Origin of the sequence: Yoonia sp. R2331, assembly GCF_041103235.1 — a bacterium.
Classification (GTDB): Bacteria; Pseudomonadota; Alphaproteobacteria; order Rhodobacterales; family Rhodobacteraceae; genus CANMYO01.
This window is the reverse complement of sequence record NZ_JBGCUN010000001.1, coordinates 2367689-2385012: the sequence shown is the minus strand read 5'-3', so window position 1 is coordinate 2385012 and position 17324 is coordinate 2367689. Positions and strand designations below refer to the sequence as shown.

General features: G+C 61.6%; 19 protein-coding genes. 8 read left to right on the top strand and 11 right to left on the bottom strand.

Going from position 1 to position 17324, the window contains the following annotated elements; genetic code table 11:
- Window positions 1-72: 72 nt before the first annotated feature.
- Window positions 73-747 carry an NUDIX domain-containing protein gene (locus tag AB3Y40_RS12325; protein ID WP_369439085.1) on the bottom strand — a complete coding sequence of 225 codons (675 nt, stop codon included), beginning with the start codon at window positions 745-747 and terminating at the stop codon, window positions 73-75.
- Window positions 744-1133 carry a DUF983 domain-containing protein gene (locus AB3Y40_RS12320; protein ID WP_369439084.1) on the bottom strand — a complete coding sequence of 130 codons (390 nt, stop codon included), beginning with the start codon at window positions 1131-1133 and terminating at the stop codon, window positions 744-746. Before AB3Y40_RS12320 ends, AB3Y40_RS12325 begins: the two co-directional genes overlap by 4 nt.
- A gap of 177 nt (window positions 1134-1310) precedes the next feature.
- Here AB3Y40_RS12320 and AB3Y40_RS12315 point away from each other — a divergent pair, with 177 nt between their 5' ends.
- The 4 genes from AB3Y40_RS12315 to AB3Y40_RS12300 all read left to right on the top strand — a co-directional run bounded on the left by AB3Y40_RS12315 (window position 1311) and on the right by AB3Y40_RS12300 (window position 3257).
- Window positions 1311-1790 carry an EF-hand domain-containing protein gene (locus AB3Y40_RS12315; RefSeq protein WP_369439083.1) on the top strand — a complete coding sequence of 160 codons (480 nt, stop codon included), beginning with the start codon at window positions 1311-1313 and terminating at the stop codon, window positions 1788-1790.
- 76 nt (window positions 1791-1866) lie between these two features.
- Complete coding sequence (locus AB3Y40_RS12310) at window positions 1867-2448, top strand: RNA polymerase sigma factor (RefSeq protein WP_459553982.1); 582 nt, start codon at window positions 1867-1869, stop codon at window positions 2446-2448.
- Window positions 2441-2800, top strand: coding sequence for a hypothetical protein (locus AB3Y40_RS12305; RefSeq protein ID WP_369439082.1), 360 nt, complete (start codon window positions 2441-2443; stop codon window positions 2798-2800). The genes AB3Y40_RS12310 and AB3Y40_RS12305 overlap by 8 nt, the downstream gene beginning before the upstream one ends.
- Window positions 2793-3257: a periplasmic heavy metal sensor gene (locus AB3Y40_RS12300; RefSeq protein WP_369439081.1), complete on the top strand. Its 465-nt coding sequence runs from the start codon at window positions 2793-2795 to the stop codon at window positions 3255-3257. The genes AB3Y40_RS12305 and AB3Y40_RS12300 overlap by 8 nt, the downstream gene beginning before the upstream one ends.
- A gap of 1 nt (window position 3258) precedes the next feature.
- Here AB3Y40_RS12300 and AB3Y40_RS12295 read toward each other — a convergent pair whose 3' ends face one another.
- Window positions 3259-4665 (bottom strand): diguanylate cyclase domain-containing protein, encoded by a 1407-nt coding sequence (locus AB3Y40_RS12295; RefSeq protein WP_369439080.1) that lies wholly within the window; start codon window positions 4663-4665, stop codon window positions 3259-3261.
- Between the two features lie 87 nt (window positions 4666-4752).
- On the opposite strand from AB3Y40_RS12295, the gene AB3Y40_RS12290 reads away from it, so the two are divergent.
- Window positions 4753-5031 carry a DUF3572 domain-containing protein gene (locus AB3Y40_RS12290; RefSeq protein WP_369439079.1) on the top strand — a complete coding sequence of 93 codons (279 nt, stop codon included), beginning with the start codon at window positions 4753-4755 and terminating at the stop codon, window positions 5029-5031.
- On the opposite strand, the gene AB3Y40_RS12285 is transcribed toward AB3Y40_RS12290, so the two are convergent.
- On the bottom strand, window positions 5019-5576 hold the full coding sequence (locus tag AB3Y40_RS12285) for a hypothetical protein (RefSeq protein WP_369439078.1): 558 nt from the start codon (window positions 5574-5576) through the stop codon (window positions 5019-5021). The two genes, AB3Y40_RS12290 and AB3Y40_RS12285, sit on opposite strands and share 13 nt — an antisense overlap.
- Window positions 5573-8758, bottom strand: a complete 3186-nt coding sequence (locus AB3Y40_RS12280) for a reductive dehalogenase (RefSeq protein ID WP_369439077.1) — start codon at window positions 8756-8758, stop codon at window positions 5573-5575. The genes AB3Y40_RS12285 and AB3Y40_RS12280 overlap by 4 nt, the downstream gene beginning before the upstream one ends.
- 50 nt (window positions 8759-8808) lie before the next feature.
- Here AB3Y40_RS12280 and AB3Y40_RS12275 point away from each other — a divergent pair, with 50 nt between their 5' ends.
- The 3 genes from AB3Y40_RS12275 to AB3Y40_RS12265 all read left to right on the top strand — a co-directional run bounded on the left by AB3Y40_RS12275 (window position 8809) and on the right by AB3Y40_RS12265 (window position 11816).
- Window positions 8809-9507: an HAD family hydrolase gene (locus AB3Y40_RS12275; RefSeq protein ID WP_369439076.1), complete on the top strand. Its 699-nt coding sequence runs from the start codon at window positions 8809-8811 to the stop codon at window positions 9505-9507.
- Window positions 9508-9575: 68 nt separating this feature from the next.
- A complete protein-coding gene (locus tag AB3Y40_RS12270) occupies window positions 9576-11129 on the top strand; it encodes a trimethylamine methyltransferase family protein (protein WP_369439075.1) in 1554 nt (517 codons plus the stop codon).
- A gap of 15 nt (window positions 11130-11144) precedes the next feature.
- Window positions 11145-11816, top strand: coding sequence for an SOS response-associated peptidase (locus tag AB3Y40_RS12265; protein ID WP_369439074.1), 672 nt, complete (start codon window positions 11145-11147; stop codon window positions 11814-11816).
- Here the strand turns inward: AB3Y40_RS12265 and AB3Y40_RS12260 are convergent.
- The 6 genes from AB3Y40_RS12260 to AB3Y40_RS12235 form a co-directional block, all read right to left on the bottom strand.
- A complete protein-coding gene (locus AB3Y40_RS12260; RefSeq protein WP_369439073.1) occupies window positions 11813-12235 on the bottom strand; it encodes a hypothetical protein in 423 nt (140 codons plus the stop codon). The genes AB3Y40_RS12265 and AB3Y40_RS12260 overlap by 4 nt on opposite strands.
- Window positions 12236-12397: 162 nt before the next feature.
- Window positions 12398-13564, bottom strand: a complete 1167-nt coding sequence (locus tag AB3Y40_RS12255; RefSeq protein WP_369439072.1) for a mandelate racemase/muconate lactonizing enzyme family protein — start codon at window positions 13562-13564, stop codon at window positions 12398-12400.
- Window positions 13561-14580 carry a Gfo/Idh/MocA family protein gene (locus AB3Y40_RS12250; RefSeq protein ID WP_369439071.1) on the bottom strand — a complete coding sequence of 340 codons (1020 nt, stop codon included), beginning with the start codon at window positions 14578-14580 and terminating at the stop codon, window positions 13561-13563. The genes AB3Y40_RS12255 and AB3Y40_RS12250 overlap by 4 nt, the downstream gene beginning before the upstream one ends.
- 2 nt (window positions 14581-14582) lie before the next feature.
- On the bottom strand, window positions 14583-15446 hold the full coding sequence (locus tag AB3Y40_RS12245; RefSeq protein ID WP_369439070.1) for a sugar phosphate isomerase/epimerase family protein: 864 nt from the start codon (window positions 15444-15446) through the stop codon (window positions 14583-14585).
- The gene (locus AB3Y40_RS12240; RefSeq protein ID WP_369439069.1) at window positions 15443-16342 is read right to left on the bottom strand and encodes an NAD(P)-dependent oxidoreductase; all 900 of its coding nucleotides are present in this window, start codon (window positions 16340-16342) and stop codon (window positions 15443-15445) included. Before AB3Y40_RS12240 ends, AB3Y40_RS12245 begins: the two co-directional genes overlap by 4 nt.
- 112 nt (window positions 16343-16454) lie before the next feature.
- Complete coding sequence (locus AB3Y40_RS12235; protein ID WP_369439068.1) at window positions 16455-17120, bottom strand: FCD domain-containing protein; 666 nt, start codon at window positions 17118-17120, stop codon at window positions 16455-16457.
- Between the last annotated feature and the right edge of the window lie 204 nt (window positions 17121-17324).

Below are 17324 nucleotides of genomic sequence, written 5' to 3'. Positions count from 1 at the left end.
CACATGATTGATTTGTGCGCGGCCGCACGCTCCTTGCAGGGGCCAGCCCCCGCAAACACCCCCGGGATATTTTTAGCCAGAAGAAGTGGACAGCGGGTGTCGACCGTTGAGCCTTGAGACAAGATGCGCCTCGTCATCGTTGCGAAAGAACGGGATTTCGGTCAGCGGGCCGGGGTTTGCCAGATAACTGGCCAGCTCGCCCAAGACGACCTGCGTGATAAACGGCAGATCGAAGTTGCGCGCGTCGCGGACGGGGATCCATTGCAGGTGGCGCAATTCGTCTTCGGCACGTGAAAAGTCATCGGGGTCGGTGGTCAGGTCATCGGCCGCGGCCAGAAAAAAGCGTGCATCAAAGCGGCGCGGGCGCCCCTGCGGCGTGACAGCGCGAAAGAAGAAGCTAAGGGCGGCGGCATGGGGGATATGGCCGCTGGCCGCAAAACCGCGCCAGCCTTGCGGCGGATCAGGCCAGGGCGCGGGGTGGCCCAGGCATTGCCCGGTTTCTTCCCAAAGCTCTCGGATGGCGGCGGCGGCAAGGGTGGTAGGTGCAAGTGCCGACTCTGCTGCCAATTGGCTTGCGATGCGGTCATGCAGCGGCGAGATGGGGACGGTGGCATCAACCGTGTCGACGGCGCCGCCAGGAAAAACGAATTTGTTCGGCATGAAGGCCGCCGTTGCGCCGCGTTGTCCCATGAGCACCGCGTTGTCGCGCAGCACGATGATGGTGGCCGCGTCGCGGATCGCGGTCATGGGGCCGTGCCGAAGCCATGCATGCGTTTGGCCCATTGGATGGCAACCACCATGCCCTTCATCCGGGGCAACAGGAAAAGTGACATCACGACCGCAAATGTGGTCAGGACGGTTGCCATGACCCACGGCTCTGGCCGCAGCTGGCTCCACATCAGGTGCATGACGAAGCCCATGATGTGACCCACAAGCAGGATGGTCAGATAGGCAGGTCCGTCATCCGCGCGGTGGTGGTGCAGCTCTTGCCCGCACTGGGTGCAGGTTGGGGTTACCTTGAGGTAGCCCGCAAACAGCGCACCTTCGCCGCAGCGCGGGCAGCGGCAGCGCAGCCCGTTCCAGATTGCGGGTTTCACTGGGCGGTCGGTGTCTGGTGATGCAGTATCGGTCATATCTCACCCTATCAATATTGATCCCCAGATGCGCCTGATTTGTCGCAATTGAAAGGGGATTGCGTGGCCTGTGCGCAGTTGACGCGGGGTTAGTTGCATTTTTTGCGACGGAAGTGGCGGCGCGCGGCGTTTGACATGCATCGACAGGCAAGATGCCACAACAAAAAGGAATGAATGATGAAGACGCAAATCTTGATGATCGCGATTGCTGCGGGTCTGACGTTGAATGCCGTACCGGTGGCGGCACAGGATCGGGCAGACCGCCCTGACTTTGCCACGTTGGATGCCGATGGCGACGGGATGCTGACGCTGGAAGAGATGCAAGCCGCAGGTGCTGCGCGCTTTGCTGCGGCTGATGCCGACGGCGACGGGGCCTTGTCCGCTGAAGAGCTGACCGCGCAAATGTCCGAGCGGGCCGCGCGCGGTGCAGACCGGATGATCGAACGGTTGGACGAGAACGGCGACGGCCTGTTGCAGCAGGCCGAGATGCAGGACAGCCGCATGGCGGATCGTGCAGAGCGTTTGTTCGCCCGTGCCGATGCCGACGAGGACGGTAGCATCAGTGCCGAAGAGTTCGAGGCCGTCAAAGAGCGGATGGGCAAGCGCGGCGGTGGCAAGCGAGGTGGCAAGGGCCGCGGGCATGGTGGCCGCGGCTAAGACCGGGGCATTGGCGGGCGCAGGGGGCTGGCCCCGCGCCCGTTGCCGTACGGCAACGAAGCCGATACGTCTGGTGATGATGACCATGCCCCTGACAGAGATGACAGATGCCGACCTGCTGCGCGCCTATGCGGGTGGGACAGCGGCGGCGGCAGAAGAGCTTGCGCGGCGATTGCTGCCCGGTGCATTGGCGCAGGCCACGCGGATGCTGGCAGACCGTGCGGCGGCAGAGGATGTGGCGCAGGATGCGATGATGCGGCTGTGGCGACAGGCCAGCGATTGGCGCAGTGGCGAGGCGCAGGTCAGCACCTGGCTTTACCGTGTGGTGTCAAACCTGTGCATTGACCAGTTGCGCAAACGCAAACGCAATATGCCGCTGGATGCGGTGGCTGATCCTGCTGATCCAGCCGAGAGTGCGGCGGATCAGCTGCAAACCCGGACCCGGATGCAGGCGTTGTCCGCTGCATTGTCGACGTTGCCGGACCGGCAGGCGCAGGCCGTGGCTTTGCGGCATCTGGAGGGGCTGTCCAACCCCGAAATCGCCGAAATCATGGACATTAGCGTGCGGTCGGTGGAAAGTCTGACCGCGCGGGGGAAACGTGCGCTGGCCGCCCAATTGGCTGGGCGCCGCGCAGAGTTGGGATATGACGATGCCTGAGACAGACAACAAAGATGAGGCCTTGGCGGATGCCGTGCTGCGCGATGTTGCGTGCATAGCACCGGCACCTGATGACGCGCTGATGGCCCGCGTGATGGCGGATGCAGCACGCGCGCCCGAGTTGAAGGATCACGCAGCGCGCGGCAGCATCTGGGCGCAACTTGTCGCATCCGTTGGCGGCTGGCCTGCTGCAGGTGGGTTGGCGCTTGCCGGCATCGCAGGACTTTGGGTGGGCGTGGCACCGCCCGCCAGTATCGAGGACGCAGCGGCGGGCCTGTTTGGTACAACGGATACCGTCACCCTGTGGGACGACGGTGGAATATTTGCGGAAGAGGGGCTGACAGATGGCTGATCCGGCACGCCCGCGTCGGCGCCCGATCTGGCGCATTGTGTTGGTCTTGTCGCTGGCGCTGAACCTTGCCGTGGTCGGCATGTTCGCAGGTTTCGCGTGGCGCGGCGGCAAACAGGGACCACCGCGCGGAGTCGAGCTGTCGCTTGGCCCGGTGGGGCAGGCGCTGTCGCAACAGGACCGGCGCGCCATTCTGCAAAGCTTGCGTCAGAACCGCGATTTGCGGCCAGGTCGCGATGGTGCGGGCATGGCGGGCATTGAAGAGATGATTGCGGCCTTGCGGGCGGACCCCTTTGATCCCGCGGCCTTTTCTGAGACGTTGAATATCCCTCAGGCGCGCCAGCAAAAGCTGAAAGACGCCGCCCGCGCTGCATTGACAGAACGGGTGACGGAGATGTCGGCGCAGGAACGTGCCGCCTTTGCAGAGCGGATTGCAGACGCTACGCGGCGGCGGCGTTGATCTAGGCGGCGGATGACCAGACGCTAACCGCGTCGCGCCCGGCAGATTTGGCGGAGTAAAGTGCGGCATCGGCCCGTTCGAAAACTTGCCCCAAGGCCGTGTCATCAGCGGCCTGATCCATCGCATCGCTGTGCACAGCAATCCCGACCGAGGCAGTCACCGTCAGCGGGTCATAACCGCGGCCCATGCTGAAAGGCGTGCCACCGATCAGTTTGCGCAGGCGCTGTCCGATCTTTTCGGCGTTCAGGATGTCAGTGTCCGGCAGCGCCACAAGGAATTCTTCTCCTCCGATGCGGGCGACCAGTTCGCCGTTTTGCATGGCCGATTGAAGACGTTTCGACAACTCTCGCAGGACGCGGTCACCACCGGCATGACCAAAGCGGTCGTTGATGGTTTTGAAGTGATCAAGGTCAATCATAATCAGCGCATAGGGCTGCCCGCTGTCGCGCGAATGACGCGCAAGGCGTTGCAAATGCGCCTCTGCGTGGCGGCGATTTGACAGGCCGGTCAGCGGATCCGTTACAGCCGCCTGCAACCCTTCGCGGACGCGGGCGCGCAGGCGATCCTCAAACGTTTTGCTGCGGATCAGGCGTTGCGTGCGCAATACCAGTTCTTCGCGCGGGGCCCCTTCAAAGATGATGTCAGCCGCTCCCAGATCCAGCAGCATGGCGGCCAGTTCTGTGTCTCCTTCGCGGACGATAACCAATTGAGCGGCATGGCGCGTCTGGTCGCGGGCGCGGAAGTCGCAGACCATCTGCAACAGTCCCGCCTGTTCGATCATGCCATCGGCCCCGTTGACCACCAACACATCCGGTGTGCCACGGCTAAGCATTGTGGCAAACTGCCGCGCGCCGGAAATCAGCTGCACAGGCTGTTTCAGGCCGTCCTGCAGTTCATTGAGGAAGGTAAAGCCTGACACGGCATTGTAGCTGACCACCGACACCCGCGCCGGTGCAAGGCGCGGTGCGGCGTCTTCTTCAAAGCCAAAGGCGCTGCCATGCCCAGTGCTGTCGCGGTGCAACAAATCAAAGTTGGCATTCCGGCGGCGGAGCAGGCTGCGCACCCGGCTGAGCAGCAGCGCATCGCTGATCGGGCGGGGCAGGACATCATCCGCACCGGCGTCCAGCGCGCGAAACCGTGCGCGGGCGGTTTGGGTGGAACCGGTCGAGACGATTGCAACATCGCGGGTCGTGCTGCTGTCACGCAGCGCACGACAATAGGCGTAACCTTCTTCCATTTGATCCTGCAGGTTCATCAGGATCAGATCAGGTTTGGCGCGGGCGATCAGGTCTGTGGCCTCAGTGAAAGTTTCGCAAGTGTCGACCATATATTGCGCCGCCATCATCTTTACCTTCAGAACGATGCGGTTGGTCGCCACATGGTCGATGATCAATATGCGTCCGGACATGATGGACCTTTAGAATCTGTTTACCGTCACTCGCCACATTGGTGTGCATTGGTTAATAATGTGTTTCCGTAGAGGTAAGGAAACAAGATGAGCCCCGAATCCGCCCAAACGATCGCCCTGCAGGCCCTTGGCTGGCTGGTCAGCAATGAAGAGCTTTGCCCCACGTTTATGGGGGCAACGGGCACATCGGTGGATGATTTGCGGGCCCGCGCGGGAGAGCCTGATTTTCAGGCCTCTGTCCTGGAATTTCTGACCATGGACGACGCCTGGGTCATGGCATTTTGTGACACGGTAGGGTTGAAATACGAAGACCCCTTAACAGCGCGTTATGCCTTGCCCGGTGCCGAACAGGTTCACTGGACCTGAAGCGCCTCTTCGATCCGCGACAAAATCCGCGCGGCTTCTTCAGGCACAGATTTGTTCCAGCGGCGGGTCTTGAGCCATCCCGGCTTGGTGCTGGTGCGCGCGGTGATGGACAGATCAACCAGGGTGCCACCTTTGAGCGGACTGAAGTCAAAGGTGATTTCTGTGATGATCGGCGGGTTGCCGTAGGTTTTGTCAAAAAGTCGGTCCAACCGCGCTGGCACGTCGCTGTCCACGGGCGGCAGGCGTTCGGCGGGGTTGTAGGGCAAGAACCGGTTGGGGCGTTGGGCCACGGTCAATTTCAATGGGCGGTCTGCGGCCAATGTGGTTTCGGTCATTTCAAGGTCAACGGTGCCCCAGCTAAAGCGCGCGACCACCTGATATCCCGCCTCGCCGGGGGAACCCCAGACCGGGGTTGTTGACAACAGCCCGCCCGGCAGATGCGGGTCCACCGCCTGTTCGGGGGGCTGGATGGCTGCATCAAAGACCGCAGCACATGGGGCTTCAAAGCGGTATTGGCAGTGATATGTCAGGTGATGCAGGCTCATCTGTCGAGCTTGAGGATGCCGCCAGGATGTGCGGCGCGGCTTTGGCACAGGATCATCGCGGATTTGCGTTGATCCTTGGACAGCACAAAGTCGCGGTGTTCGACTTCGCCCGAGAGAACGCCGCATTTGCAGACACCACACAGCCCATCGCTGCACTTCAGATCGACATGCTCGCCCTTGCGGATCAGCGCGTCACTTGCGGTTTCATCGGCGCTGACAGCAATCTGTCGGCCATCGCGCAACTCCAGCGTGAAAGGGTGGTTTTCATAGTCGGGCGTTTCGGGGACGGCGAAGTATTCCAGATGGCGCGCGTCTTCGGGAAAGCCGTTGGCGGTGGCGGTCGCGATGACCGCATCCATGTAGGCGTCCGGCCCGCAGGTATAGACATGCGCGCCATCGCGGTAGCGCAGCAGCGTGTCGAGATCAGCGCGTGTACCGTCGGCAGAGCAATGAATGTGCACTTTGTCGGCCCAGGGCACCGCTGTCAGCGCTTGTAGAAAACCGGCCTGATTGCGGGATTTGATGCTGTAATGCACCTCAAAATCAGCACTTTTCCGATGTAGCGCATGGGCCATCGCGATCATGGGGGTAATGCCGATGCCGCCGCCCATGAGAATGCTGTGAGAGGCCGTTTCATCCAAGGGAAAGTGGTTGATGGGGTGGCTGACAAAGACCCGGCGACCCTTGGTGAAAATCCGGTGCATCAGCTTTGACCCGCCACGCCCCTGATCTTCGCGCAGCACCGCGATTTGATAGCAGGATCGGTCGGCGGGGTCAGAGCAGAGCGAGTATTGGCGGAAGAATTCGGGCGCCACCAAAACGTCGATATGCGCGCCCGCTGTCGCTGGCGGCAGGTCCGCGCCATCGCTGCGGCGGAAGGTATAAAGCGTCACATCGGCCGACATCTGATCGACCGCGTCAATCACCACCGGGATCACCGGGCTGGGCGTAGTGTCGGCGGTGTAGACGTGTTCAGGCGGCGTGCCATTGGCGCGGCGGCGCTGGTGTTCGGCAGCCGGGATCATCGCCTTGTAGGCAGCGATGCCGGCCTCGCGATCCATCGGCGCGGGCCAGGGGTGCGGCGGCGGTGCCAGCGGGGCAGGGTAGACGGCCAACGTCTGGTCTTCGAACCGCAAATCAAGGTCCGTCTGCAACTCGCGCTGGTTCACCGGATGGGGCGAAGGGCGGTAGGCCCCGTCATCGACCATTTCCAGATCCCACCACCACTTTTTCACCGGGTTGATGCGCCCCTTGCCGACCAAATCATCCAGCTTTGCCAAGGCCTTGGCCGATGCGGGCGCGGTCATGGCAAGTTTGCGAAAGGGTTCTTCGGCAAACAGCCCTTCGAGGTTCCACGGGCAGGTCTTCATGCAACGCCCGCACATCGCACCGTTCTTTTGGCTGACCCGATAGGTGGTGCATTTCTGGCTGTCGGATTTCCAGATTTCATAGCCATTGAACATCAGCTTTGGCCCCGCCGTGATCGCGCCCGAGGGGCATTCGCGGGCGCATTTGTTACAGGCCTCGCAGAACTTTTGCAGGCCGAAGTCAATCGGTTTGTCATGGGTCATGGGCATGTCGGTCGTGACCACGCCGGACTTCAGCCGGGGCCCAAGGAACGGATTGAGGATCACCTCTCCGATCCGGCTGACCTCGCCCAGACCGGAAAGCAGCAACAAGGGCGGGTGCAGTACCTCGTCATCCATCACCGAATGCACGCGGGCGGTGTAGCCAAGGTTGCGCAGATGCTGCGCCAGCACCCCACCCAAAAGCGAGAACCGCAAGTAGGCGCGCATGGACTGCGCGCAAGCGATCCAGTCATCGCCCGATGCGCCCTCCATCGTTTCGTGGCCCTGATCCACGATCATCGAAATCGCATTTTTGTGATAGGGAACAATGGGTTCGCCTGCCGCATCGTGGCTGTAATAGGCCCAGTCGGGACAGGCCGAAAGGCCCACTGCATCCACACCCAGAAAGTAAAGTGCGGCCTTGATGTTGTCGGCATTGCGCGCCGCGTCAGTGGTAGAGGGGTGGCGCGGTCCGGCCTGACCATCCTGGAGCAGGACAAAGGCCCCCAGCGACGGGCGAAAGGCAAAGGCGGCAGCCGATTTGCGGACGTAATTGCCGTTCTTGGTGGCCTCTTGCACCTGTTTGCCCATGTCGCCGAACAATCCGCGTGCAAATAGGTTTGCCCGTTTGGGCACCCGCGCGACATTGGCCGTGTCGATATAGGTTGTGGGGTCATCCACCCGTTTGAGCGTTTCAAACGGGTGTGGACCATCGGCAAACTGGCGTTGTGCAAAGGGGTCGCGGGTGCGGGCGGTCTTGGCGTGGTTGCCAAGGCCAGCGGTATAGCTGACAGCTGGCTTTGCGTGTGGCGACAGGGGTTTATCGGCGGCAACGGCCAGGTTGGTGGTGATGGCAGCCAGCCCATAGCGGTCGCCGGTAAAGGGATTGGTCAGCCATTTGCCGCGCTGTAACAGCCCCGCAGACAGCCCAAGGGCATCCAGATGCACGTCGCTGGCCGCCATCGAATGTGCGCGCGCTTCAAACCCCAAGGTGCGGATGTAGCTGGCCAGCGTAACGGCGGTTTCCATGCCGCGCAGGCAGGCGCGCTGCGCCTGTGCGCCCACGATCCAGCCTGCGCCGGGTTCGTCATGTTCGGGATCGCGCGGCATGTCATAAAGAAACACCAAGGCGTGGCTGTGGTGGCGGCACTCAACCGCAGGCCGCGCCATGTTTTCGCGCAGCCCCGCCATGATCACGTCGATGCCTGCGGCCAGCGATTTGGGCTGCATGGTACGCAGCTTGTCCGCCAACCGGTCCACGTCGGGGTTGATCAGGGGCGTATCCAGCCAAGCCTCTGTCGGGATTTCGCAGGTGCCGACCATGCTCGCGTCACAATAATAGCCGAATGATTTCAGATGATTGGCGCGTTCTGTCAGATCTTCGGGGATCTCGGCCATCTCGGCCTTGATCAGCCCGTCACGGGTTGCGTCAAGCATCGCCTGATAGTCCTGCATCGCGCCCACAATGCTGGTTGGGTCATCGGGACGGCGAAAGGACAGGCCGGTCATGGGTGCCAGTCCACGCAGATCAACGCTTTCCGCACGGGCCAGTTTTTCCAGTGGGAAGGGCCCCAGATGGAACGGACGGTTGCGGTATGAACGAAGCTTTGGCATGTCGCGGGCACCGTCCCTTTGAGGGACAGAAGTGTCAAGCGAGGGCCGGCATGATTTCAGGTGTGATTTTCGACAAGGACGGCACGCTGTTTGATTTCAACGCGACTTGGGGCGCTTGGTCGGCGGGCATGATTGCGGCAGAGGCGGGCGGCGACCCGGATCTGACTGCGCAGCTGGCCGATGTGCTGGGCTATGATCTGAACGGCCGCGTTTTCCGCCCCGGATCAATCGTGATTGCCAGCACCGTGCAAGAGGTGGCCGATGCCATCCTGTCAGTCGTGCCGGGGGACCGTGCGGCCCTGTTGCAGCGGATGGATGCCCACGCCGGTCAGGTCGGGCAAGTGGCGGCCGCGGACCTGCCGGACTTGATGGGCGCCTTGGATGCGATGGGTCTGAAGCTTGGCATTGCGACCAACGACAGCGAGGCCCCAGCGCGGCTGCATCTGGATCGGGCCGGAATCGTGGATGCCTTTGATTTCATTGCAGGTTACGACAGCGGATTTGGCGGCAAACCGGCACCGGGGCAATTGCTTGGGTTCTGTGCGGCGACTGGGCTGGACCCTGCCGCCTGTGTCATGGTCGGCGACAGCACCCATGATCTGCACGCGGGCCGTGCGGCAGGGATGCGTACCGTTGGTGTCCTGACCGGCCCGGCACCGGATGCGGAACTGGCCCCTCTTGCCGACGCGGTATTGGCATCCGTTGCGGAATTGCCGGGTTGGATCGCGAGTGTGAACAAAAACGACTGAATTTGTCGCAAAAACAGCATCCATGCGCTGTGCCATTTGCCAAATTGCCCGCAACGGAGGGCTTGAGAATGGCAGACACACCCAGACGACGCGGCGGCGGGCGCGCAGGTAATGCAGCGCGGCGCGGACAGGCCAGCATCATCCAGATGCCCTGGCGTATTCCGGTCAACACCGACCGCCCGACAGAACCGCTTGACCCTGATGGTGTGCAGGCGATCCACGATGGCGCGATGCGTATCCTCGAAGAGATCGGGATTGAGTTTCTGAATGAAGAAGCCATCGAGATTTTCAAAGAGGCGGGCTGCAAGGTTGACGGCACCAACGTCAAGATGGGCCGCGACTGGGTGATGGAGATGCTGGGCCACGCCCCCAGTCAGTTCACAATCACCCCGCGCAATCCCGACAAGCAGATCACCATTGGTGGCAAGCATATCCTGTTTGGCAATGTCTCTTCTCCGCCCAATTATTTTGATCTTGAGATCGGCAAGAAGGTCTCTGGCAGCCGCAAGCAATGCGCGGATTTGCTGCGGCTGACGCAGTATTTCAACTGTATCCATTTTGCGGGCGGCTATCCGGTGGAACCGGTCGACGTGCATGCCAGCGTGCGGCATCTGGACGTGGTGCACGACAAGATGGTGCTGACCGACAAAGTGGCCCATGCCTATAGTCTTGGCAAAGAGCGGGTCGAAGACGTGATGGAGATGGTCAAGATCGCGGGCAGTTTGTCCGAAGATGAATTCCAGGCCACCCCACGGATGTATACCAACATCAACTCGACCAGCCCGCTGAAGCATGATGTGCCGATGATCGACGGCTGCCTGCGTTGCGTGCGGCGTGGACAGGCGGTGGTGGTGACACCGTTTACCCTTGCGGGGGCGATGGCCCCGGTGACCATGTCGGGTGCTGTGACCCTGTCGATCGCCGAGGCGATCAGCGCAATTGCCCTGTTCCAATATGTGCGGCCCGGTGCGCCCTGTGTGATTGGCACCTTCACAAGCAATGTGGACATGAAGTCCGGCGCACCGGCCTTTGGCACGCCGGAATACATGCGCGCCACGCAGATGACTGGGCAGATGGCGCGGTTCTATGGCTTGCCGATGCGCGCATCAGGCGTATGTGCGGCCAATGTGCCAGATGGACAGGCGATGTGGGAAACCTCAAACTCGCTTTGGTCGGCAGTGCAGTCGGGCACCAATGTGGTTTACCACGCGGCGGGCTGGCTTGAAGGCGGGCTGATCGCCAGCCCCGAAAAGTTCGTGATGGACTGCGAGGTCTTGCAGATGATCCAGCGTTATATGGAGCCTCAGATCACCGCGACCACGCCAGAGGATATCGCGTTGGACGCGATCAAAGAGGTCGGTCCAAACGGCCACTTCTTTGGCATCCAGCACACGCAAGACCGTTATGAAGAGGCGTTTTATCAGCCCTTCGTCTCGGACTGGCGCAATTTCGAGGCGTGGGAGGTCGCGGGCGGCATCTGGACGGCAGAGCGCGCGCACCGCACGTTCAAGGACATTATTGCGACCTTCGAAGAACCGCCGATGGACATCGCGGTGAAAGAAGAACTTGCCGCCTTTGTGGATCGTCGCAAGGCCGAGGGTGGCGCGCCCACCGACTTCTGATCTAGATTGGTGGCCATGTGTGGACGCATGGCCATTACCCTACCGCATGAGGCGATGACGCAGGTCTTTGATGCTGTGGCATCCAATGACCTGCCGGACGTGCCGAACTATAACGTGTGTCCCACGGTTCAGGTGCATACGGTCACGTCGGACGGGGGTACGCGCCGGCTGCGCCCGATGCGCTGGGGGTTCATCCCGCATTGGTACAAGAAACCGGGCGGTGGGCCGTTGCTGATCAACGCGCGGGCCGAAACGATTGCTGAAAAGCCTGCATTCCGTGCAGCATGCCGCGATAGGCGCTGTCTGGTCGTGGCGGATGGATTCTATGAATGGAAACGCGAAGAGGGGCAAACACCGCTGCCCTGGTGGGTGACCCGTGCGGATGGTGCACCAATGGCGATGGCAGGCATTTGGCAGGACTGGGAACGTGACGGTGATGCATTGACGACCTGTGCTGTGGTCACCACGGATGCAAATGCGGCCATGGCCCCGATCCACCACCGTTTGCCGGTAATCCTTGACCCCGCTGACTGGCCGTTATGGCTGGGCGAGGCGGGCAAGGGGGCTGCCACATTGATGAAAAGCGCACCCGAAGATGCGCTTGTGCTGCAGCGCGTCAGCACTGCCGTCAATTCGAACAAAGCGACGGGGCCAGACCTGCAGGCCCCGCTGACGGACAAAGCCTAAAGGTCGTCCATATCGTAGGGCGCGATGCCAAGGGAGATGTAGCCCCTATATGCCGATGGGTAGTAAGGGTGTGACTTCAGAGAGTAGAATTCGACGTCTGTCATGGTCGCATCAACCGTGAATTCCATGGAGGGGTGGGATGCATAGGGGGCCACCCAGCCGCTGAAATACTCGGTAGAGCCAAAATCAATGCGAAATTGCGCCCACCAATGGGAATTTTCGAATGTCACGATGTCGCCGGGGCAGACATATGTGGTCGTCGGAAAGAATCCGGCCTCGACCAGAGTGATGGAATGCTCCATCGCACCTCCGAGGCGCCCCAGACAATCGGACAGCGCATCGGCTGTGACCGGCGTTGCCATGAATGCGGTGGAGGTCGTCGCGGCAGCAAGACCAAGGCTCAACACAGAGCTTTTCATCGTCATCATCCTTTTACCCGCCCCATCCCCAGTGCGGTTACGCGAGCGTTTATGGCGGCCAAATGGGGCAAAGTTGTGGCAGAAACTGCACGTGCGCATGGCATTTCGGCCCGTTCGCAGGGCAATTTCCGTGGTGTGTCAGGGGGTTCCGTGGTGGCGGCGCTAGCAGATCTTGAAGGCGGCGATTACGTCCCTGTCGGGTTCAACCCCAAGACCCGGCCCCGTTGGAATGCTGACCCAGCCGCCATTGCGGGCCACCTGACCCTGGATATCAAGGCTGACGGTCAGCAGGTCGTCGCGGAAACTGTTGTGGGTGGTGTCAAATTCCAGCATCGGCTCCCACGGGTGCAGGCCTCCGGGCATGGGCGGCATCGCGGCCAGCAAATGCAGGTTGGTCGCCACCGCAATGGCAGAGCCCCAGACGTGGTTGATGACCGGTGTGAAATGCGCATGGCAAAGCGCCAGAACCCGCTGGTATTCGGTGATGCCGCCCAAGGCACAAACCTCGGGCTGGGCGATGTCGAGACCGCGATTTTCAAGGATGTTGCGCCAGCCCCAGCGGCCAAATTCGGCCTCTCCGCCCGAGATGTTGGTTTTCAGTCCGGCGCGCAATTCGCGATAGCCGTCAAGGTCTTCGGGGGCGACGGGTTCTTCGAACCAATAGGCGTCCATCTCGTCCAGTGCGCGGCCCACGTAAAAGGCATCCGATGTGGTGTAGCAGTGGTTGGCATCGACCATAAAGCGGCCCTTGCCCGCGACCCCCTTGGCGACGGCGGCACACAGCTGCACATCCGCCCGCGGGCCAAGACCGGTTTTCATCTTGGTGGCCTGAAAGCCCATATCAAGAATCGCGGCAGCCTCGTCGGTAAAGCGGGCCACATGGTCGGCCACACTTTCGCGTTTGAGCATCATGCCATAGCCGTAAACCGGGACAGAGCTGCGATGCGCGCCGCCCAGCAGGTTGTAAATGGGTTGGCCCATGACCTTGCCCGCGATGTCCCACAGTGCGATGTCGACGCCCGACAACGATTGCATCGGCATGCCCTTTTGCCCGTGGTCGCGCATCAGGTTGTAGACTTTGTGCCAAATCACGTCGCGGTCCATTGGGTCCATGCCATGGATCATCGGTGCGATGACACCTTCGACGATGCCCTTGTTGGCAACGGCGATGGGGCCGGGGCCAAAACATTCGCCCCAGCCGGTGATGCCTTCGTCTGTCGAGATCTCGACCAAATGGGCGGTGCGGCGGGCGTAGTATTGTTGCGAATATCCCAGCTCTTCGGGCAAGTCGTATTGCAGGACATGGCTTTGGACGGCAGTGATTTTCATGGGGTTTCCTGTGCAGGCAAGGTGGCCTGAAGCACGTCCAGAACGGCAGCGAGGCTTGCGCGGCCCTCCTCGGCGCTGACCAGAGGCGGCGCACCATTGATGACGTCGATGAAGTGGCTGAACTGGCGCACAAAGGCGTCGGCGTGGTCCACCTGAAGGGTTTGTGCGTTGATCGGGTTCCACCAGCTGCGCGGGCCATCGTGCGACCAAAGCCGCAAGTCTGGCACGGAAAGGGCGGCCTGCGTACCGCCAATCGTATAGCAAGTGCCGGGATGATGCGGATAGATCGGGTTTTCACCCGATGTCATTTCCCAGCTCCAAGGTGCGGCGATGGTGTCAGACAGCGAAAATGTGCCCAAGGCACCGTTTTCAAAGCGTAAAAGCACAGCGGCTGTGTCTTCGACAGATTGGCCGCGCCGGACGTTGGAGCGCATCGCCTGCACCTCGACAATCTCGCCGCAGAAGTGGCGCAGCAGGTCCACATCGTGGATGAAGTTGATCATCGCAGGTCCTGCACCGGGGCCTTTGCGCCAGGTCGCTTCAAAATAATCGGCGGGCTTGTAAAGCCAGAATTGCCCTTGGACGGCGACGATCTGACCCAGTGTGCCCGCGGCAATTTCGGCCTTGGCGCGGGCGACAATCGGGTTGTGTCGGCGGTGATGACCGACCAGCACCGGCACGTCTGCCGCCCGCGCCGCTTGCACGATCCGGTCGGCGTTGTCGCGCGTGTCTGCCAGTGGCTTTTCGATCAGCACCGGCACGCCAGCGGCAATCGCGGCCAGCGCATGTGCTGCGTGCAAATGGTTCGGCGTGGCGATGACAATGCCGTCCGGGCGCTCTGCCGCGAGGTAGCTTTCGGGGTCGGCAAAATGCGGCACGCCTGCCTCGGCGGCCAGCGTTCGGGCCGCATCGGTGGGGTCAACGATGGCGGCCAGCCGTGCCTGCGCGGTGGCTTGTTCCACGTGGCGGCGACCGATCAGACCCGCGCCGAAAACAGTGATTTTGGGAGCGGCCATCGTTATCCAAAGTGTCCCTTGAACGTGTCGATGCATTGGCGGAACCCCGCCTCAAAATCGCCGTTGCCGGGGTGATAGACAGATTCCAGACTGATGACCCCGTCATAGCCGTCACGCCGCATGGCCGCGGCCATCGGCGCAAATTGGTCTGCCAATTGCCCGGTGCCCAGCTTCTTGACAGTCAGCGTGGCGCGCGGCGTGTCAACAAGCACGTCCTTGATATGCACATGGCCCAGATAGCCGTCTTTGACCGCGTCATAGCCATCGGGAAAGGCCGTTTCGTGGCACCAGCAGTTGTTGGCGGGGTCCCAAAGCACGTTCAATACGTCCTTTGCATCCAGATCGTCGATCAGTTTGCGCGCAGTGTAGTTGGAATTGACCATGGTGCCATTGCCCGTTTCCACCACCAGTGTGACGCCTTCGGCGCGGGCAAGCGCGACAGCGGGCGCAATCAGGGGCAGGGTCTTGTCCCATGCGCCGTGTGCGACGTTCCACGTTTCCGCGCCGCCATGCCCCCACAGGATTTGTTCCTTTTTGTTGGTCATGATGCGGACGAGCGGGCTGCCGACGATATGGGCCATCTCGATCACCCGCTTCAGCGCGTCCATATGGCGCGTGTGGTCGGCATCACCGGCCACGTTGACGGTCGTGAGCCCAGCAAAGACATGGCGTGACAGGCAAGACACGGGCTTGCCCCGGTCGCGCAAAAGCTGGTTGATGGCCCGGACTTCCTGCGCGCTGTGGTCCCCCACTTCGGTATCGCCGACAAACTGTAGCTCGGCATAGTCCAGCCCGAATTCGTCCATCACATCAACGGCATGGGCCAGATCGCGGCTGATGCCGTCGCAGATCACACCGAGTTTCATTTGCTGCCGTCCCGATGCAGTTCTGCGCCCACAATCTCTTCGATGACGCGGGTGCAGACCCAGTTGTCGCCATCGGGGTATTTGGTGCGGCCCGCGTGGAAAATCTGCATCGCGGCGGCCGCGGTGTGCAGCGGCACGCCCAGTTCTTCGCCCAGCCCCATCGAGATTGTCAGGTCTTTGTGCATCGTGTGGATGCTGCTGCCGGTGCCGGAAAACTGGCGATCAATGATCTTTTCCAGCGCGTTGTTGACTACGCCGCACCCCGCAGAAGAGGTCGAGAAAACGTCGAACAGGACCTGTCCTGAAACGCCCGCTTTTGCCGCCAATGCGGCGGCCTCGAAGGTGGCCGAGAATTGCGCGCCGATCAGCGATTGCAGGCAGGCCTTGACGGTTTGCCCATCGCCGGGGCGGGTGCCAACGCGGTGGATATTGGCCGAAACCGCCTGCATCACCGGGGCGAATTGGTCCAGCACAGCATCCGGTGCCGCAGCCATCATCGTGAGCGTGCCACCCTGTGCGCCGGGAAACCCACCGGAGACCGGCGTGTCGATCAAATGCACACCGCTGTCGGCCATGTCAGCACCAAGCGCGCGCGCCTCGTGCGGTTTGATCGTGGCCGACAGGATCACGGCACTGCCTGCGGACATCTGTGGCACCAAACCATCCGCGCCCAGTATGACGGCGCGGGCCTGATCCCCGTTCATGACCATGACAAAAACCGCATCACACTGTGTGCCGACCTCTGCGGGACTCTGCGCGACCCGTCCGCCCATGGCGCGAAACGTTTCTGTCCGGGCAGGGTCCAAATCAAGGCCCCATGTCTCAAATCCCGCAGCCAGCAGGTTTTTGGCAAGGCCAGAGCCCATGTCACCCAATCCTATGACGCCGCATTTCATGTGCCTGTCCCCTTATCCAAGTACGATTGCGCCCCGTTGTGCCCCGATAAGCCGCAGCGCGGCCTGCAAGCGTATGGCTTGCGGCCATACCCGGACCGGTGGCGTGGTCATCCTAAAGTTCCTCGAACGTGCTGCTGACCTGATCCCAAGCGAAATCAAGGTGGCGCCGGATGGCCGCCTCTGCCCGGTCGGAATCGCGGCGCAGGATCGCTTCGAATATCGCCTTGTGCGATTCATAGTTGGTCTGGTTCCGCCCCGGCATACGGGGCATTTTGGTCCAATGCTGAGACAGCCAATCGGTATAGGCGCGGTGGATTGCTGGCAGCACCGGATTGCCGGGCATGTCGTAAAGCACCCCGTGAAAGGCAGTATCGGTGGCATAGAACTGCGCGGAATCCGGGATCGCGGCGTGATTGGCCTCTAGCGCTGCTTCAAGCCGCTCAATGTCGGCGGATGTTGCGTCGCGTGCGGCATCGCGCGCCAGTGATGCCTCCATCCGAATGCGAAGGTCGAAAAGGTTGCGTACACCGCCCGGCTGCCCCAGCAATTGGGTGACGATGCTACCGACCACGGTGACAGCGGCGTCATACCCCGGTTTCGCGACCACGGGGCGAAAGCCGGGGCGCGCGGTGATCAACCCCTTGCTGGCAAGGATGCGCACCGCTTCGCGGACCACGGTGCGGCTGACCCCATGATCCTGCACAATTTCGCGTTCGGGGGGCAGCGGTTGGCCAGCCTCCATGGCCCCGTCAAGGATCTGTTGCTCGATCGTCCGCACCAGTTGATCGGCAGCGCGCGGTCTTGGGTCACTGGCAGACGTCGTCACATCATGTCCCCCGGATTGCGAGCAGCGGCGACTCGGCGAGAATGGAATTTCGTATAACCAAAACTGTCAGAAACGGGCCAAAGTGACAATTCCAATAAAGTAACTGGACGCCTGAAATCATTCTTGTCATACCAAACGGCAATCCGCCATCATCGC

Bases quoted from the DNA above. Each gene is read 5' to 3' on its own strand.
- AB3Y40_RS12265 (WP_369439074.1), top strand. From the start codon at position 11,145: ATGTGTGGACGCATGGCCATTACCCTACCGCATGAGGCGATGACGCAG.
- AB3Y40_RS12250 (WP_369439071.1), bottom strand. From the start codon at position 14,580: ATGGCCGCTCCCAAAATCACTGTTTTCGGCGCGGGTCTGATCGGTCGC.
- AB3Y40_RS12320 (WP_369439084.1), bottom strand. From the start codon at position 1,133: ATGACCGATACTGCATCACCAGACACCGACCGCCCAGTGAAACCCGCA.
- AB3Y40_RS12315 (WP_369439083.1), top strand. From the start codon at position 1,311: ATGAAGACGCAAATCTTGATGATCGCGATTGCTGCGGGTCTGACGTTG.
- AB3Y40_RS12255 (WP_369439072.1), bottom strand. From the start codon at position 13,564: ATGAAAATCACTGCCGTCCAAAGCCATGTCCTGCAATACGACTTGCCC.
- AB3Y40_RS12325 (WP_369439085.1), bottom strand. From the start codon at position 747: ATGACCGCGATCCGCGACGCGGCCACCATCATCGTGCTGCGCGACAAC.
- AB3Y40_RS12305 (WP_369439082.1), top strand. From the start codon at position 2,441: ATGCCTGAGACAGACAACAAAGATGAGGCCTTGGCGGATGCCGTGCTG.
- AB3Y40_RS12270 (WP_369439075.1), top strand. From the start codon at position 9,576: ATGGCAGACACACCCAGACGACGCGGCGGCGGGCGCGCAGGTAATGCA.
- AB3Y40_RS12260 (WP_369439073.1), bottom strand. From the start codon at position 12,235: ATGAAAAGCTCTGTGTTGAGCCTTGGTCTTGCTGCCGCGACGACCTCC.
- AB3Y40_RS12280 (WP_369439077.1), bottom strand. From the start codon at position 8,758: ATGCCAAAGCTTCGTTCATACCGCAACCGTCCGTTCCATCTGGGGCCC.
- AB3Y40_RS12285 (WP_369439078.1), bottom strand. From the start codon at position 5,576: ATGAGCCTGCATCACCTGACATATCACTGCCAATACCGCTTTGAAGCC.
- AB3Y40_RS12245 (WP_369439070.1), bottom strand. From the start codon at position 15,446: ATGAAACTCGGTGTGATCTGCGACGGCATCAGCCGCGATCTGGCCCAT.
- AB3Y40_RS12300 (WP_369439081.1), top strand. From the start codon at position 2,793: ATGGCTGATCCGGCACGCCCGCGTCGGCGCCCGATCTGGCGCATTGTG.
- AB3Y40_RS12290 (WP_369439079.1), top strand. From the start codon at position 4,753: ATGAGCCCCGAATCCGCCCAAACGATCGCCCTGCAGGCCCTTGGCTGG.
- AB3Y40_RS12240 (WP_369439069.1), bottom strand. From the start codon at position 16,342: ATGAAATGCGGCGTCATAGGATTGGGTGACATGGGCTCTGGCCTTGCC.
- AB3Y40_RS12310 (WP_459553982.1), top strand. From the start codon at position 1,867: ATGATGACCATGCCCCTGACAGAGATGACAGATGCCGACCTGCTGCGC.
- AB3Y40_RS12275 (WP_369439076.1), top strand. From the start codon at position 8,809: ATGATTTCAGGTGTGATTTTCGACAAGGACGGCACGCTGTTTGATTTC.
- AB3Y40_RS12295 (WP_369439080.1), bottom strand. From the start codon at position 4,665: ATGTCCGGACGCATATTGATCATCGACCATGTGGCGACCAACCGCATC.